Here is a 15,736-nt window from a genome sequence, read left to right as displayed (position 1 = left end):
CATGTCCGAGGGCGAGCGCACCGAGCCACCTGCCGAAGAAGACTCCGTTGACGTCGACGCCGAATCCGGTGGCGGGGCGGTCTTCTCCCACTACGGTGTCGCGTCAACGGTTCTCGGCGTGCTGTCGGTGGCCGCGGTCGTGCTCGGCGTCCTCATCTGGGCGGGCCACCGCGACCAGGTCGCCGAACGCGGCTACCTGAGCCGCGTCATGCAGACCGCCGCCGGGTGGACGAACGTGCTGATCAACATGAACAGCGGCAACGTCGACGCCAGCCTGCAGCGGCTGCACGACGGCACGGTCGGGGAACTCAACACCTACTTCGACGCCGCCGTGCAGCCCTACCGGGCCGTGGTAGAGAAGCTGCAGTCCAAGAGCGCCGGGCGGATCGAGGCGGTGGCGATCGAAACCGTGCACCATGAACTGGACGCTCAGCCCGGCGCCGGCAGGCCCCCGGGATCGGAATCAGTCACGACCAAGTTGCCGCCGTTCGCGAGCCGTAGCGACTCGGTGATGCTGGTGGCCACGTCGGTCAGCGAAAACGTCGGCGCCAAGCCGCAGACCGTGCACTGGAACCTGCGGCTGCAGGTCTCCGACGTGGACGGCAAGCTGATGATCTCCGGACTGAGTTCGATCCGATGAGAAACATCTGGCGACTCTTCGCATTCGACATCCTGGCCCCGCTGGCCGCGATCGCCGCGTTGCTGGCCATCGGGGTGGTGCTCGGCTGGCCGCTGTGGTGGGTCTCGGCCTGCTCGGTGCTGGCCCTGCTGATCGTCGAGGGGGTGCTGATCAATTTCTGGCTGCTGCGCCGCGATTCGGTCAGCCTCGGCACCGACGACGACGCACCGGGGCTGCGGTTGGCGGTGGTCCTGCTGTGCACGGCCGCCCTGGCGGCGGCCGTCGCGACCGGCTACACGCACTGGACGAAGGCGGACCGCGACTTCACCGACGACTCCCGCAAGGTCGTGCGGATCGCCACCGACATGGCCGAGGCCATGGCGTCGTACAGCCCGACGGCGCCGACCGGTTCCATCGACCGGGCCACGGCCATGGTCGTCCCCGAGCACGCCGCCGCGTTCAAGGAGCAGTACACCAAGTCCAGCGCCGAGCTGGGCCGGCACAACGTCACCGCCCAAGCCGCCACGGTCTCGGCGGGCGTCGAGGCCCTCGGGCCGTCGGCCGCCAGCGTGGCGGTGGTCCTGCGGGTGACCCAGAATGTTCCGGGCCAGCCGCCCAGTCAGGCGGCGCCGGCCCTGCGGGTGACGCTGACCAAGCGCGGCAGCGACTGGCTGGTCGCCGACGTGCTGCCGATCCGGTAGCTCAGTTGGATTCGGCCGAGCGGCCGGACTTCACCTTGACGAACCGATCCGACAATCGGCGGATCCGGATCATCAGCGCGGCCGTCGGGCTGGTGCTGCCGTCGAGATAGCCGCCCAGTTCCTCGGCGCTGACGCCGATGCGGGAGGCGAATTCCCGCTGCGCGAGCCCCGAGCGGTCGACCAGCAGCCGCACGTGGCGCGCCACCTCGGCGCGCTCGTTGGCGTCCAGGTGGGCGCGGGCGCGCTCGAGCACCTCCCACAGCGCCTTGGCGATGCCGTAGGGGCGGGTGCCGTCGACGACCTCCTCGACCTGGCGGGCGGTGCGCCCGTACGGGTCACGCTTCAACGCGCCGGCGATGCGCTTCCAGGTGGCGATGTCACCGCCCTGCAGCGCGGAACGGATGGCGGAGGTCGGCCAGAACTCCACCGGCTGGTCGAGGTCCGGAAGGGATCCGGACGGCGCCTCGGACGGCCCATTACCGCGGTTGCGCTGTTGCGGGGCCGGCCGGCGGGGCGGCGGTGGGGTGCGTCGGTCGGGTGCCAACGTCACCTCGCCTCCTCCAGCATCGCGACCGCCACGGACAGGCAGCGCTCCCTGATCCCCTCCCAGTCCGCGTTCGCGTCGGCTTCCGACCCCTGGTCATCCGGGTAGTCGCACGGATCGGGATCGGCGAGTCGACGGACCAACTGGGTGGCGATCCATTGCCGCCTGGACGATTCACAACAGTAATACCTGTCCATTCCGGCCAGCACCACCGCGGCGGTCTCGGGTTCCAACGAATCCACCATGTCTGCAAAGTCGGCATAATCGCGGCGACTGTTACGGCACATGATGAGGTAGCCCTTGAGCCGCAGGGTCTCGGCCCCGGTCGGGACCAGCAACCGGTCGCCGGTGGGCAGTTGCACGTTGGTGGTCTCCACCGGGCTGCGCCGCGCGTATCTCGGTCGGTCGGCGGCCCCCGCCGACGCGGCGTCCGGGTCCGTCTCGAGCGCGTCGATCGCGACCGACAGCCGGCCCCGCCACAGCGTCACCGGATGAACGGGCCGGTCCGACCCGGAGATGGCTTTGGCGATCCCATTGCGCCCATTGCGTGAGGCCAGCCCCCCGACCAGCTTCTTGGCTCCCGAAGACCCGTTGGCATGCCCGTTGGTGCCGGTCTTCTTCTCGCCCGCGGCCACCCCGACGGCGACCTTCTCCTCGCCCAGCGCGACCTGGTGGGGGATCTGCCCGGGCCCCAGGCCGCGGGTCCGCTCCTCGTCGGGGCCCGACGATGGCTGACCGGCGGCGCGCCCGCAGCCGCTGAAGGCCAGCGGATCGGTCACGCAGATGGCGTCGGGCGCCAGGTGCTTGAGCTTGGCGGCGGACTTGAGCACCATCTTCAGGTCCGCGTTGGGCGCCACCAGCGCCGAGATGTCGTCGGGGATGACCACGACGTCGCCGAGGTCGACCTCCGGCAGCGGTCGGTCGAAGTCGACCGACGGAAGCACGCGGGACAGCCACGGCGGCAGCCACCAGTTCCACTGGGCGAACATCGCCATCAACGCCGGAACCATGACCAGGCGCACCACGGTGGCGTCCACGGCGATCGCCACCGCGCAGGCCACCCCGATCTCGGCCACCAGCGGCATGCCGGCGAACGCGAACCCGACGAACACCGCGATCATGATCAGCGCCGCGCTGGTGATGGTGCGGGCGCTGGTGCTCACGCCGTAGGCCACCGCGTCGCGGGTGTTACCCGAATGCAGGAACCGTTCGCGGATGCGGGTGAGGAGGAAGATCTCGTAGTCCATCGACAACCCGAAGGTCATCGCCAGCACCAGCGGGGGAACGGTGCTGTCGATCGAACTGATCTGGGCGAAGCCGAGATCCTTCAGCCACCCCCACTGGAAGACCATCACCAGGCTGCCGTAGGCGGCCGCCACCGACAGCAACGTCATCAGGACGCCCTTGAGCGCCAAGAACACCGAGTGGATGGACACCAGCAGCATCACGAACGCGATCAGCGCGACGAAGCCCAGCACCAGCGGTTCGGTCGCCGACACCTGGTCGTCGAAGTCTTTGATCAGCGCGGTCGGGCCGCCGACGTCCACGCGCGCCGTCCCCACCTCGGGGACCGTGGGGAGCTGCGCGCGCAGCCACCCCACGGTTTCGCGGGCCCGCATGTCCTCGGGGTCCACCGACAACACCGCGGACAGCAGCGCGCTGCCGTTGTCCTCGGCGTATTGGGGCGGCGACACCGAGACGATGTTGGGTGCCTGCGTCATCCGCTGGCGGACGGCGCCGATGGTGTGGCTGTGTTCGGGCGAGGCCGCCCCGCCGTCGGGAAACTCGATCAGCACCCGGATCGGGCCCAGCGCGCCCGGACCGAGCGCCTGGGCGGCCGCGCCGACCCCGGCGCGGATCTCGTGGGACGAGTCGAATTGGCGTAACAGGCTGTTGCCCAACACCATTGACGCCGCGGGCGCGGCCATCACGAGCAGCACCAGCGACGCCGCCAGCGCGGACATCCACGGCCGGCGCATCACCCATCCGATCCACCGGTTCCAGAACCGCGACTGGGTGCTCTCGGGCCGGCGCGACCAGTGCAGGAAGCCCGACCGCTTGGCGGCCGCCCGGCCGAACGTCGCCAGCGCCGCCGGCGTCAGGGTGGTCGACGTCAACATCGCGACCGCGACGGCCAGGATCGCGCCGGTGGCCATCGATTTCAGCGCCGGGGTGTTGATGACGTAGATCCCGGTGAGGGACGCGATGACGGTCGCCCCGGACAACACCACGGCCAGGCCCGAGGTGGCCATCGCGGCGTCGACGGCCTCGCGGGGCTGGCGCCCGGTCCGCAGTTCCTCCCGGAAGCGCATCAAGATAAACAGCGAATAGTCCACGGCCAGCGCGATCCCGAACATCGACACCGTCGAGGTCACGAACACCGACATGGTGGTGTACGCGGACAGCAGGTAAACGAGGCCCATCGTCACCACGACCGTGCACACGCCCAGCGCCAGCGGGATCGCGGCGGCGGCCAGCGACCCGAACACGGCGAGCAGCACGATCAGGATGACCGGGAGGTTCCACCGTTCCGCGGCGGCGATGTCGTGCTTGGTGTTGGCGGCCGCGGCCGCGCTCAGCGCGCCCTGCCCGATGACGTACAGCCGCACCCGGCCGTTGGCGGTCTGGCCGGGCTGGTCGCCCTTGATGCCGACCTTCGTGCGGAGCTTTTTGGCGACATCGCTGGTGTTGCGGGAATCCAGCCGCACCGACAGCACGTACGGCCGGTCGGGTTGCGGCGGCCGCTGGGTGGGATTGGGGATCTCCGCGGTTCCCGGGACCTCGGCGGCGAGTCGACGCAGCTGTGTGACCGCCTCGCTCATGTCCTGGTAGCTGGCGTCGGCGCGGGGCGCGGCCACCAGCGCCAGCGACGATCCGCCCTGGTCGTGGTAGAGCTCCTCGAGCTGGTCGTGGACCGCCAGCGACTGGGAACCGGCCACGTCGAAACCGCCGCCGGTGAGGTTGCCGGATTGCGTCAGCGCCAGGTAGACCGCCGGAACCAATGCCAGCAACCAGCCTGTGAAGACCAACCAGCGGTACTTACGCAGGCTGCGGCTGAGGCGCATCATTAACTGCTGGATTTTTCTCGCTCCCCGGTTCTCGCGTGACGCGTGCAGGCGAGGATACCGCAGCATGCTGTGCTATATGTGGGCTTATCTAGTTCCTGAGCTGCGATGACAGCGTCGTTGCGGAGACGCTGCGAAGTCGTTGTGAACTGGTGATCAAGCGGGACTTCGGTCACACGAGCGGTTCTCGGCTGGCAGCGCTGATATCGCGATGGCAGGATGTCGATTGGCCTGGCGGGGCCCCGGGGGATTACGGGGTGCCCAGGGATCAGTGGGGCCGTCTCTTGCAGCCGTTTGCGCGGCGCCGATCTTGGCGGGGCCGCGCAAACAATAAGGAGTTATCCATGACGACAGGCAGCGCTGGACGGCGTCGCAGAATCCTCGCGGGGCTGATCGCCGCCACCGTGCCCGGCGCCGCCGTCGCGGTGCTCGCCGGGCCGCCGGCGACCGGCGCCAACGACCCGTGCGCGGCCAGCGAGGTCGCCCGCACCATCGGCTCGGTGTCCAAGTCGGTGGGTGACTACCTGGATTCGCACCCGGAGACCAACCAGACGATGACCTCGATGCTGCAGCAGCAGGCGGGGCCGCAGTCGTTGAACGGGCTGAAGTCCTACTTCGACGCCAACCCCAAGGTCGCCGGCGACATGACGTCGATCGCGCAGCCGTTGACCAACCTGTCGCTGCAGTGCAAGCTGCCGATCTCGATCCCCCAGATGATGGGCATGATGCAGCAGGCGCAGGGCGCGGCCGGTGCGCTCCCCGCGCTGCCCGGTAACCCCGCGGGCGCTTCGCCGCTGGGCGGAACGGGCGCCCCGCCCGCCGCGCCGCAGCCCGCGTCTCCCGGTGCCACCAACCCGCTCTCGGGCCCGCCGCGCGGCAACACCGTCGGCTAGCTGTCCCGCCCCTCGGTTTCCGGACTCCGATCCGGCGGCAGCGGCCCCTGCAGGGCGGCCTGGGTCGGGTCGGCGGAAGCGGCGCTCGGCTGCTGCACGATCGGCAGCGGACCCGTGATCGCGTCGTCGTCGGAGTCGGCGACGTTCTCGGTGCGGAACACGAAGAAGAACACCACCCAGCCGACCGCGGCGATGAGTAGCCAGCTGATCAGCCGGTAGATCAGCATGGCCGAGATCGCGCTCGACAGCGACATCCCACTCGAGACCAGCCCCGGAACCAGCACCGCCTCGACGACCAGCAGCCCGCCGGGCATCAACGGGATGGTGCCGACCGCGCGGGCCGCGGCGTAGGCGACGGTCAGCCCGGCCACCGACGCGTGGTCCCCGGCGGCGTAGGCGGCGAAGCCGAGGCAGGCGACGTCGGCCACCCAGTTGAACATCGACCACCCGAACGCCACGCCCAGGTCGCGCCGGCCCAGGCTCACCGATTCGAGCTGCATCAGCGTCTCGCGCCACTTGTCCAGGCCGGTGTCGGCCGGCTTGCCGCGCACCGAGTTGACCCAGGCCAGGACCCGGCTGCCGATGCCTTCGATCAGCTCCGGCCGCGACGCGACGGCCTGCGCCAGCAGCAGCAGGGCGACGAAACCGCCGAGCGTGAACAGCAACGAGAACGGGTTGTTCTTCGCGCCCAGCAGGAAGGCGCCGCCCAACCCGAGCAACGCCAATCCCACCGCCTGCAGCACGCCCGACATCACCAGCTGCCACGACGCCACCACGGTCGAGGCGCCCCAGAGCCGCTGCTGCCGGAACAGGAACGTCGCCGACAGCACGGGCCCGCCGGGCAGCGTGGTGCTCAGCGAGTTGGCGGCATAGAACGCGGCCTCCGAGCGCAGCTGCTTGACGTGCACGCCGGCCGACTTGAGCAGGGTGCGCTGGATCTGAGCAAAGCTGTGCATCGACGCGGCCGCCGCGACAACGGAGGCGAGCAACCACCACCAGTTCGCCTCGTACAGGCTCATCCAGGCTTTGGCCAGCTGATCCCAGCCCAGGGAAACCTCGACGGCAAGCACGATGGCAACCATCCCGAGGATGACCCAGCGCACCCACCAGTACTTCCCGCGCGGGGTTTGTTCGCGCGGGAAGTCGAGATTGCGGGCGGGTGCGTCGTACGGCACGTGATTTAGGGTAACGGTGCAGGTGGCGCGGCGATCGCTGCGCGCCGCCGACTGTGTCGCCGTCGTAACCGGATCGTGCCGGCTCCGACGGTTGCGGCCGACGGGCGGGACCTTCCGAACGGGTTCGGGTCGGCGCCGCGACCGATAGGCTGGCCAAATGTCAGCAAACGTCGACGATGCGTCGGTTGAACCCCTAGTACGCAAGACCGCAGCCTGGGCGTGGCGTTTGCTCGTCATCCTGGCCGCCGCGGTCGCTCTGTTGTGGGTGGTCAAGAAGCTCGAAATCATCGTCGTCCCGGTGCTGGTGGCGCTGCTGCTGAGCGCGTTGCTGGTGCCGGTCGTCGACTGGCTGGATCGGCGGGGCCTGCCCCGCGGCGGCGCGGTGGCGCTGGTCCTGCTGGGCGGCTTCGCGATCCTGGGCGGCATCCTGGCGTTCGTCATCCTGCAGTTCATCGACGGCCTGCCCGGCCTGACCGAACAGGTGACGCAGAGCATCGAGTCGACCCGCCGATGGCTGATCAACGGGCCGGCGCATTTGCGCAGCGAACAGATCGACAGCGCGGGCAACGCCGCCATCGAGGCGCTGCACAACAATCAGGCCAAGCTGACCAGCGGCGCGCTGTCCACCGCGGCCACCGTCACGGAGCTGGTCACCGCCGCGGTGCTGGTGCTGTTCACGCTGATCTTCTTTCTCTACGGTGGGCGCAACATTTGGCGCTACGTGGTGCAGATCATCCCGTCCGACGTCCGCGACCGGGTGCACGAGGCCGGCAACGCCGGGTACGGGTCGCTGATCGGGTACGTGCGGGCCACCTTTCTGGTGGCTCTGACCGACGCGGCCGGGGTGGGCACGGGCTTGGCGATCATGGGGATCCCGCTCGCGCTGCCGCTGGCCTCGCTGGTGTTCCTGGGCGCCTTCATCCCGCTGATCGGTGCGCTGGTTTCGGGCCTGCTGGCCGTGGTGGTCGCCCTGTTGGCCAAGGGCATTGTGTACGCGCTCATCACGCTGGGGGTGCTGATCGCGGTCAACCAGATGGAGGCCCACCTGCTGCAGCCGCTGGTGATGGGCCGCGCGGTCTCGATTCACCCGCTCGCCGTGGTGCTGGCCATCTCCACCGGCGGCGTCCTCGCCGGGATCGTCGGCGCCCTGCTGGCCGTCCCGACGGTCGCGTTCCTCAACAACGCGTTCCAGGTGTTGCTGGCGCCCAACCCCGAGGCGGAAGCCGAAAAGCAGACCGAGGAGGCGGACGAGAAGAACGCCATCCTGCAGGCCGAACCGGACAAACCCGGCTGATACCGACCGTCAGGATATGTCGGGGGGCTTTCCTATAACCGTCCCTCGCGGCGCAGCAGATCCGCGGCGGACAGCCCGCCGCCGGAGCGGCGCCGCTGCCGCGCGGGGTCGCCGTTCTCGCCCTGGCCGCGGGGGTTCGCGGCCTCGCCGGCGGCGGTGCCGTCGGGGTCGTCGGAATGGTGGCCGGGCACGGGGATGGCCCGGGTCTGATCGCCGGACGGCGGCGCCGCCGACGACGGGGGGCGCTGCGGCGCGTGCGGGCCCTGCGGTGCGGGCTGGGTCGCGGGGCGCGGGTCGGCCGGCCGCTCCCTGGCGGGGCCGCTCTGCGCGGAGAAGCGGGTGGTCTTGGCCTCGGTCGGCTGGCTCGGCCGGGCCGGGATGCGGGTGGTATCCACGCTGTCGTCCGCCCGCGAGGACGGGTCCTGGGCGGGCCTGGGCTCCGGCGGACCGGCCGCCGCGGGGCGCGCCGGTCGCGACGGCTCCAGCGGGGCGGGGTGGGTGGGGTCGTGCGGCGGGCGCGGCGTCGCGGCGACCAGGCTGGCCGCCACCGGCGGCCGCGCGGGCCGACCGTTGAGCGTCGGCCGCTTGCGCTCATCGGGCAGATCGATCTCGCCCAGCCCGATCTTGTTCTGCAGGCGCCGGGCCCAGCGCGGCGCCCACCAGCAGTCGTCGCCGAGCAACTTCATCACCGACGGCACCAGGAACATCCGGACGACGGTCGCGTCCAGCAGCAGCGCCGCCATCAGACCGAAGGCCAGATACTTCATCAACACCAGGTCGGAGAACACGAACGAACCGGCGACCACGGCCAGCACCAGCGCGGCGGCCGTGATCAGCCGCCCGGTGGTCGCGGTGCCGATCCGGATGGCCTCGGCGGTCGACATGCCCCGTTCGCGCGCCTCGACCATGCGCGATACCAGGAACACCTCGTAGTCGGTGGCCAGGCCGAAACCGACGGCGACAACCAGCGCGATGAGCACCACCATCAGCGGAGTGGGGGTGAAATTCAGCACGCCCGACAGGTGCCCGTCGACGAAGATCCACGTCAGGATCCCCAGCGTGGATCCCAGGGTGAGCGCGCTCATCAGCACCGCCTTGATCGGCAACACCACCGATCCGAACGCCAGGAACATCAGCAGCAGCGTGGCGCTGAGCAGCAACACCAGCATCAACGGGCCGTTCTCGGCCAGGCTGTGGATGCTGTCCTGTTCCAGCGCCGGGGTGCCGCCGACGTACAGGTTCAGCCCCTTCGGGGGGTTCACCGAGCGCAGTTCGGTGATCTTCTTGGCGGCGTCATTGCGGTTGGCCAAGCCGTTCTGGATCACCCGCACCGAGCCGTCCTTGGGCACCGTCGTCCCGTTCGGACCGGCGACGCAGGGATTGCCGGCGATGGTCGGGCAGGCCCGTTCCTCCCACGTCTTGTCGGTGAACCCGCCGATCGAGGAGATCCTGTTGCGGATGTCGGCGACCTGCTGATCGGTGACCTTGCTGTGGTTGTCGCTCTGGATCACCACCGTCAGCTGCTCGGTGCGGTACCCCGGGAAGAGCTTGTCGAAATGCTCCTGCGCCTGGCGCACGGGGTTGTCCGGCGGCAGGTACTTCTCGCTCATGCCGCCGAACGACAGGTTGCTCAGCGGGATGACCAACAAGATCATGCCGACGGCGATCGGGATGGCGAACGCCAACGGCCGCTTCATCACCCAGTTCACCAGCTTGCCCCAGAAGCCGGCCTCGACCTCTTCGCGGGTCTTCGTCTTCTGCAGCCGGTCGGCCAGCCAGTTCAGGTAGGCGCGCGAATACTTCCAGTTGCGCAGGAACGGCACTCGGAACGCGGTCCGCACCCCCAGCGCGTCGACGTGCCGGCCGAGGATGCCCAGGCACGCGGGCAGGAACGTGATCGACAGCAGCGCCGCGAGCCCCACCGCCGCGAAGATCGCGTAGGTCAGCGAATGCACGAAGCCCTGCGGCAGCACCAGCAGGCTGGCGCTCGACGCGATGATCAGCACCGCCGAGAACGTCACGGTGCGACCGGCCGTCATCACCGTGCGCCGCACCGCGGCCTCGGTGTCGTAGCCCTCGGCTATCTCCTCCCGGAACCTGCTCACCACGAACAGCCCGTAGTCGATGGCGATACCCAGGCCGATCAGCGAGACCACCGGCTGGGCGAAGAAGTGCACCGGCCCGAACACGGCGACGAGGCGCAGGATGCCCAACGAGCCCGCGATGCTCAGCCCGCCGACGATGGCCGGCAGGCCGGCGGCGACCGCGCCCCCGAACACCAGGAACAGCACGACCGTCACCAACGGCAGCGCCAGCACCTCCATGCGGCGCTGGTCGGTGGCGATGGTGCCGGTCAAGGCGTTGGCGATCGGCTCGAGGCCGGCCAGCTGCACCGTGCCGCCGTCGAGCTTCTGCAGATCCGGCGCGATGTCCTTGTAATTGTTGAGGATGGTGTCGTCGTCGTCGCCCTTGAGCGGGATGGACACGAAGGTGTGCTTCTTGTCCTCGCTCACCATCCCCTTGATGACCGGGTTGGTGCTCTCGGGTGCCGCCAGCCAGCCGGCCCAGCCGACGACCTGGTCGGGATGGTCGGTCTTGAACTTGTTGAGGCCGGCGACGATCTTGTCCCGCCACGCCTGGTCGTCGACCGTCTTCCCGCTGGGGGCGGTGAACGTGGCCACCACGTGGCTGGTGCGGTCCCGGCCGTAGGTCTGGTCGCCCAGCACCGACGCCTTGACGGATTGACTGCCGTCGTCGTAGAAGCCGCTCTGTGTAACATGCTTGCCCAGGCTGATTCCGAAAACGCCGCCGAGCAGACACAGAGCTACCGTGACCCCGATCACGATGTACCGATATCGGTACACAGTTCGACCCCACCAGGCGAACACGCAAGCTCCTTACTGGATCGACTTAGTCTGCAGCGACCCGCGCACTGGTTTTTCAGTGTCACACACGCGCGGTCAACAGCGCTGACAGCGGCCGGAACGGCTGCAGCCACGCACCCTGGTCAGGCAGCGAATCTAGGCCGATCCGCGGCAATGGTTCCCGGAAGACGCCGGCGATGTCCTCCAGGTCAACGAAGTCCAAGGTATCCGACGCTAGCGCCCAACTCGCATGTTCGCGAAATCCGATCACTTGGACGCTGATGCCGGTTCGGGCGATCTCCTCGAGCGGTTCGCGAAACGCTTGGCCGTCGGCCGAAGCCACCACCACGGCCGCCAGCCCCTCGCTGCGCCGCAGTTCGATGTGGGCCAGCATGTCGCGGTCGACGTCGCTGTCCTCGTCGATCTTCGGCTTGGCGAACACCGCGAACCCCACGTTACGAAGGGCGTCCACCCAGGGCCGGACGACGTCGGCGCTGCCCGGCGCGATGTTGGTGAACACGGTGGCCTCGGGTTCGACGACCACGCCCGGGCGTTCGGCGCTGACCTCGGCCGTCCGCGCCAGCAGCCAGCGTCCCAGGGCGTCGAACCGCGGGCGTTCCAACGCCGTCGGGCGCCGACCCAGGATCGAGCCCAGGCCCATGTCGAGGTTGGGGGCGTCCCAGACCAGCAAGACGCGCCCGCCCGAAGGCGAAAAGCCGCCCAGGGTCCCCACGTCATCGGCGGACAGCACCGCCGGCGGCGCGACGGGTTCTGCTCCGGCGGTGGAGGTTTCAGTCAGGCTCATAGCTCATCGCCTATTCATCGTCTAAGCCAAACGAACTCGGTGACGGCGCTGCCCGCTTCTTGGGCTTTCGTCTCGTACTTGGTGGTCGGGCGAACGGTCGAGATCGGCAGCCGGCTGTCGGGGTCGGCCCGGCGCAGCCGGGACTCGCCCGCGCCGACTTCGGCGATGTGTTCGGCATAGCCGGCGTGGTCCGTCGCAACGTGCAGGACACCACCAGGGAGTAGCCGGTCGGCTATCAAGCCAATCGTGCCGGGCTGCAGGAACCGGCGCTTGTGGTGGCGCGCCTTGGGCCACGGATCGGGGAAGAAGACGCGCACCCCGGTCAGCGACGCCGGGGTGATGAGCCGCTGCAGCACGTCGAGCGCGTTGCCGCGGATCAGCCGGATGTTGGTCACCGCGTCGCGGTCGATCGCGCACAGCAACTGCGCCAGCCCCCGCCGGTAGATCTCCACCGCGACCACATCGACGCCGGGCTCGTCCTTGGCCATCGCCAGCGTCGATGTGCCGCTGCCGCAACCGATTTCGAGCACCAGGGGCGCCTGGCGTCCGAACCACGAGCGGGTGTCCAGCGGCGGCTCTTCGCCGCCGGTTCCGTCCGCGGGGGCGCCCACCGACAGGCCGAGTTCGGGCCAGCGCCGCTCCCACGTCTGGCGCTGGGCGTCGGACAGGGCGGACCGTCGCGACCGGAACGCCGTCGCGGGGAGGTAGCGCTGGTCGGGGCGGGCCGATTCCCCGATCGGCGTGTCGGCAGACATCGCCACCCCGCGCTGCGCATGCATTTGTCCATGGTGGCCTATAAACCTTGGATGTAGCCGCCCCTGGTCCGGATTGATACCCAACAGTTGCCTTCAACTGGTAACTGATTAACGGTGGCTCGCTTCTTGGCGACGTGGATGCCACCATTCGGTGGGGCCGCCCGGCGCCGGCGCTGCACGCGGTAGCGGCGACGCCGACGGGGCGATCGGGTCATTCGGACCGAACAGGCGGGATATGAGGGGACAGGGACACCAGATTTTCGTCGATGAGCTGGCGCGGTTTGCCGACGGGCTCGTCGACCCGCGGGTGACGGCGATCGCCCGGCGAACCGCCGCACCGCTGCGGGTGGTGGTCCGCGGCCGCCGGGGGGTCGGCCGCCGCACGGTGGCCCGCGCGCTGGACCGGGCGGGAGGCGCGTCGGGGATCGCGACGGACCTCCAGGTGAGCGCGGCGGCGCCCGACCGCGGCGCCGACGTGGTCGTCTACGTGGTCGCGGAGGTGGTCAAGCCCGAGGACGCCCATGCCATCGCGGCCGCCGGGCACCCGGTGGTGGCGGTGCTGAACAAGGCCGATCTGTCGGGCCGGCGCGGTGACGGGCCGATCGCGGCCGCCCGGGCGCGGTCCGCCGACCTGTCGGCGCTGATCGGCGTGCCCATGGAGCCGATGATCGGCCTGCTCGGGGACGCGCTCGACGCGCTGGACGACGCCGAGGACAACCCGCTGTGGGCGGCGCTACACGCGCTCGCCACGCACCCCGGGGCCGCCGCGTGCCTGGACGGCTCGTTCGCCGACTTCCTGGCGGCGGACGGCCCGGTGCCCACCGGCGTGCGTCAGCGCCTGCTGGACACCCTCGACCTGTTCGGCACCGCGCTGGCGGTCGCCGCGCTCCGCCAGGGCAGGTCCCGGGCGCAGGTCCGCGCCTTGCTGCGCCGGATGAGCGGCGTCGACGCCGTCCTGGCCAAGGTCGGCGCGCTCGGCGCCGAGGTGCGCTACCAGCGGGTGCTCGGGGCCGTCGCGGAATTGGAGGCGCTGGCCGCCGGCGGGGGCGAGCTCGGCGAGCGGATCGGCGGGTTCCTGTCCCGCGACGACACGGTGGTCGCCCGGATGGCGGCCGCGGTGGATCTGGCCGAGGCGGCCGGGCTGGACCCGGGCGGCCCCGAGTCGGCCGGCGTGGACCGCGACCCGTCCGCGCACCTGCCGCGCGCCGTGCGGTGGCAGCGCTACAGCCGCGCCTCGGCGAGTGAGCTGCACCGCGCCTGCGGCGCGGACATCGCCCGCGGATCGCTGCGGCTGTGGTCGCAGGCCTGCGCGTCACTGCCGGGGGAATCCTGGTGAGCGGCGAGGGCAACGATCCCGTCGCACGGGTGGACGCGTTGGTGGCCGCGGCGGCGCCGGATCTGGATCCGCCGGCCGTTCAGCGCTGTGACGTGGTGCTGGTGACCGGCCCGTGGATGGCCGGGGTGAGCGCGGTGGCCACGGCGCTGCAAGGGCGCCTTCCGCAGCACAAGTTCGTGGAGTCGACCGACCTGGGGCCCGGCGAGGTGCCGATGGCGGTGGTGTTCGTCGTGTCCGCGGCGGCCCATCTGACGGCCTCCGACTGCGCACTGCTGGACGCCGCGACCGAGCACACCGACGCGGTGGTCGGGGTGGTGTCCAAGATCGACGTGCATCGCAACTGGCGTGAGGTCGTCGCCGCCAACCGCGACGCGCTGGCCGCGCACGCGCCGCGCTTCGGCCGGGTGACGTGGGTGGGCGCGGCGGCCCTGCCCGACGTCGGTGAGCCGGACGTCGACGACCTGGTCGGCGCCGTCGCGGCGCAACTCGACGACCCCGACCTCGCCCGGCGAAACAGGTTGCGGGCGTGGGAATCTCGCCTACAAACGGTCAAGCGGCGGTTCGACCGCGACGTCGAGGGATCGGGTCGCCGCGCGCGGGTCGAGGCGCTGCGCGAAGAACGCAGCACGGCGTTGCAGCAGCGGCGGCAGGCGAAGAGCGAACGCACCATCACGCTGCGCGGTCAGATCCAGCAGGCTCGGGTGCAGTTGTCGCACTCCGCGCGTAACCAGTGCGCGACGGCGCGCACCGAGCTGCAGGAGCACGCGGCGGGATTGTCGCGGGGCGACATGTCCGGGTTCGAGGCGCACACGCGCGCCCGCCTCGACGAGGTGGTGGCCGAGGTCAACGACGGCACGGACGCGCAGCTGGCCGACGTCGCGCAGGTGGTGGGCGTGCCGATGGACCTGCCGTCGGTCGAGAAGCTCCCGCAGGTGGATGTCGCGGCGCCGCCGCTGAAGTCGCGGCGGCAGGAAACCTGGCTGATGATCCTGCTGGGTGTCGGCTTCGGGCTGGGGGTGGCGCTCACGCTGAGCCGGCTGATGAGCGGCGTGGTCTCGCGGCTCAACCCCGGGCTCGCCGTCGTCGCGGCCGTGGCGTGCGTGGCGATCTCGGTGGCGCTCACCTTTCTGGTGATCAACCTGCGCGGGCTGCTGCACGACCGGGCGCTGCTGGACCGCTGGGCGGGCGACGCGACGTCGTCGCTGCGGTCGGTGGTCGAGGAACTGGTCGCCACCCGGGTGCTGGTCGCCGAGTCGGTGCTGAGCAAAGCGTTGCTGGCCCACGACGAGGCCGAGAACGCGCAGGCGTCGGCCGCCGTCGGCGTCATCGACACCGAACTGCGCGAGCACGCGCTGGCCGCCGCGCGGGCTGCGGCCGCGCGGGATCGGGAGATGCCGGCGGTCGCCGCGGCGCTGCGGGCGGTGCGTGCAGAACTCGGAGAACCGGGTATACAACCGGCTGAAAGTCCTGCCGAAGATGCCGGTGGTGACGAAACCGAAAAACCCGCTTCGAGGAGCGAAGATGGCGACCCGTCGGGAGCTTCTGAATCGTTGTTGTGAGAAGGCTTATACCTGCCCGAGACTTCCCCGACAAGTTCCTCACGATAACCTGTAGTTAACGCCACCAAGTCCTTAATTATGTGGGCGACGGCATACCGAGCACACGAGCCCGATACGCAACGAATC

At 70.1% G+C, this 15,736-nt stretch carries 12 protein-coding genes; 6 read left to right on the top strand and 6 right to left on the bottom strand.

The features are described from left to right. Position 1: 1 nt before the first annotated feature. A complete protein-coding gene (locus tag JF781_RS02910; protein ID WP_225330398.1) occupies positions 2-640 on the top strand; it encodes a hypothetical protein in 639 nt (212 codons plus the stop codon). Continuing rightward, positions 637-1,320: a hypothetical protein gene (locus JF781_RS02905; protein ID WP_225330399.1), complete on the top strand. Its 684-nt coding sequence runs from the start codon at positions 637-639 to the stop codon at positions 1,318-1,320. The genes JF781_RS02910 and JF781_RS02905 overlap by 4 nt, the downstream gene beginning before the upstream one ends. A gap of 1 nt (position 1,321) precedes the next feature. On the opposite strand, the gene JF781_RS02900 is transcribed toward JF781_RS02905, so the two are convergent. Beyond that, positions 1,322-1,870, bottom strand: a complete 549-nt coding sequence (locus tag JF781_RS02900) for a helix-turn-helix transcriptional regulator (protein ID WP_225330400.1) — start codon at positions 1,868-1,870, stop codon at positions 1,322-1,324. Next, positions 1,867-4,932, bottom strand: a complete 3,066-nt coding sequence (locus JF781_RS02895) for an efflux RND transporter permease subunit (protein WP_225330401.1) — start codon at positions 4,930-4,932, stop codon at positions 1,867-1,869. Before JF781_RS02895 ends, JF781_RS02900 begins: the two co-directional genes overlap by 4 nt. Before the next feature lie 341 nt (positions 4,933-5,273). Here JF781_RS02895 and JF781_RS02890 point away from each other — a divergent pair, with 341 nt between their 5' ends. After that, a complete protein-coding gene (locus JF781_RS02890; protein WP_225330402.1) occupies positions 5,274-5,822 on the top strand; it encodes a hemophore in 549 nt (182 codons plus the stop codon). Here JF781_RS02890 and JF781_RS02885 read toward each other — a convergent pair. After that, positions 5,819-6,997 carry a YbhN family protein gene (locus tag JF781_RS02885; RefSeq protein ID WP_225330403.1) on the bottom strand — a complete coding sequence of 393 codons (1,179 nt, stop codon included), beginning with the start codon at positions 6,995-6,997 and terminating at the stop codon, positions 5,819-5,821. The genes JF781_RS02890 and JF781_RS02885 overlap by 4 nt on opposite strands. Positions 6,998-7,154: 157 nt before the next feature. On the opposite strand from JF781_RS02885, the gene JF781_RS02880 reads away from it, so the two are divergent. After that, complete coding sequence (locus JF781_RS02880; protein WP_225330404.1) at positions 7,155-8,291, top strand: AI-2E family transporter; 1,137 nt, start codon at positions 7,155-7,157, stop codon at positions 8,289-8,291. Between the two features lie 32 nt (positions 8,292-8,323). On the opposite strand, the gene JF781_RS02875 is transcribed toward JF781_RS02880, so the two are convergent. Genes JF781_RS02875 through trmB form a run of 3 tightly spaced genes read right to left on the bottom strand, consistent with a single transcriptional unit; the run spans position 8,324 to position 12,757 of the window. Further along, positions 8,324-11,179: an MMPL family transporter gene (locus JF781_RS02875; RefSeq protein ID WP_225341139.1), complete on the bottom strand. Its 2,856-nt coding sequence runs from the start codon at positions 11,177-11,179 to the stop codon at positions 8,324-8,326. 58 nt (positions 11,180-11,237) lie between these two features. Further along, positions 11,238-11,960, bottom strand: a complete 723-nt coding sequence (locus JF781_RS02870; protein WP_225330350.1) for an NYN domain-containing protein — start codon at positions 11,958-11,960, stop codon at positions 11,238-11,240. 14 nt (positions 11,961-11,974) lie between these two features. Further along, complete coding sequence (trmB, locus tag JF781_RS02865; protein WP_225330353.1) at positions 11,975-12,757, bottom strand: tRNA (guanosine(46)-N7)-methyltransferase TrmB; 783 nt, start codon at positions 12,755-12,757, stop codon at positions 11,975-11,977. Positions 12,758-12,950: 193 nt separating this feature from the next. Here trmB and JF781_RS02860 point away from each other — a divergent pair, with 193 nt between their 5' ends. After that, positions 12,951-14,051, top strand: coding sequence for a hypothetical protein (locus tag JF781_RS02860; RefSeq protein WP_225330349.1), 1,101 nt, complete (start codon positions 12,951-12,953; stop codon positions 14,049-14,051). After that, positions 14,045-15,610: a hypothetical protein gene (locus tag JF781_RS02855; RefSeq protein WP_255640908.1), complete on the top strand. Its 1,566-nt coding sequence runs from the start codon at positions 14,045-14,047 to the stop codon at positions 15,608-15,610. The genes JF781_RS02860 and JF781_RS02855 overlap by 7 nt, the downstream gene beginning before the upstream one ends. The last annotated feature ends 126 nt before the right edge of the window (positions 15,611-15,736 follow it).

This window comes from Mycobacterium sp. WUMAC-067, from assembly GCF_020217485.1.
Lineage (GTDB): Bacteria > Actinomycetota > Actinomycetes > Mycobacteriales > Mycobacteriaceae > Mycobacterium.
This window is presented reverse-complemented; position numbering and strand designations above follow the sequence as displayed.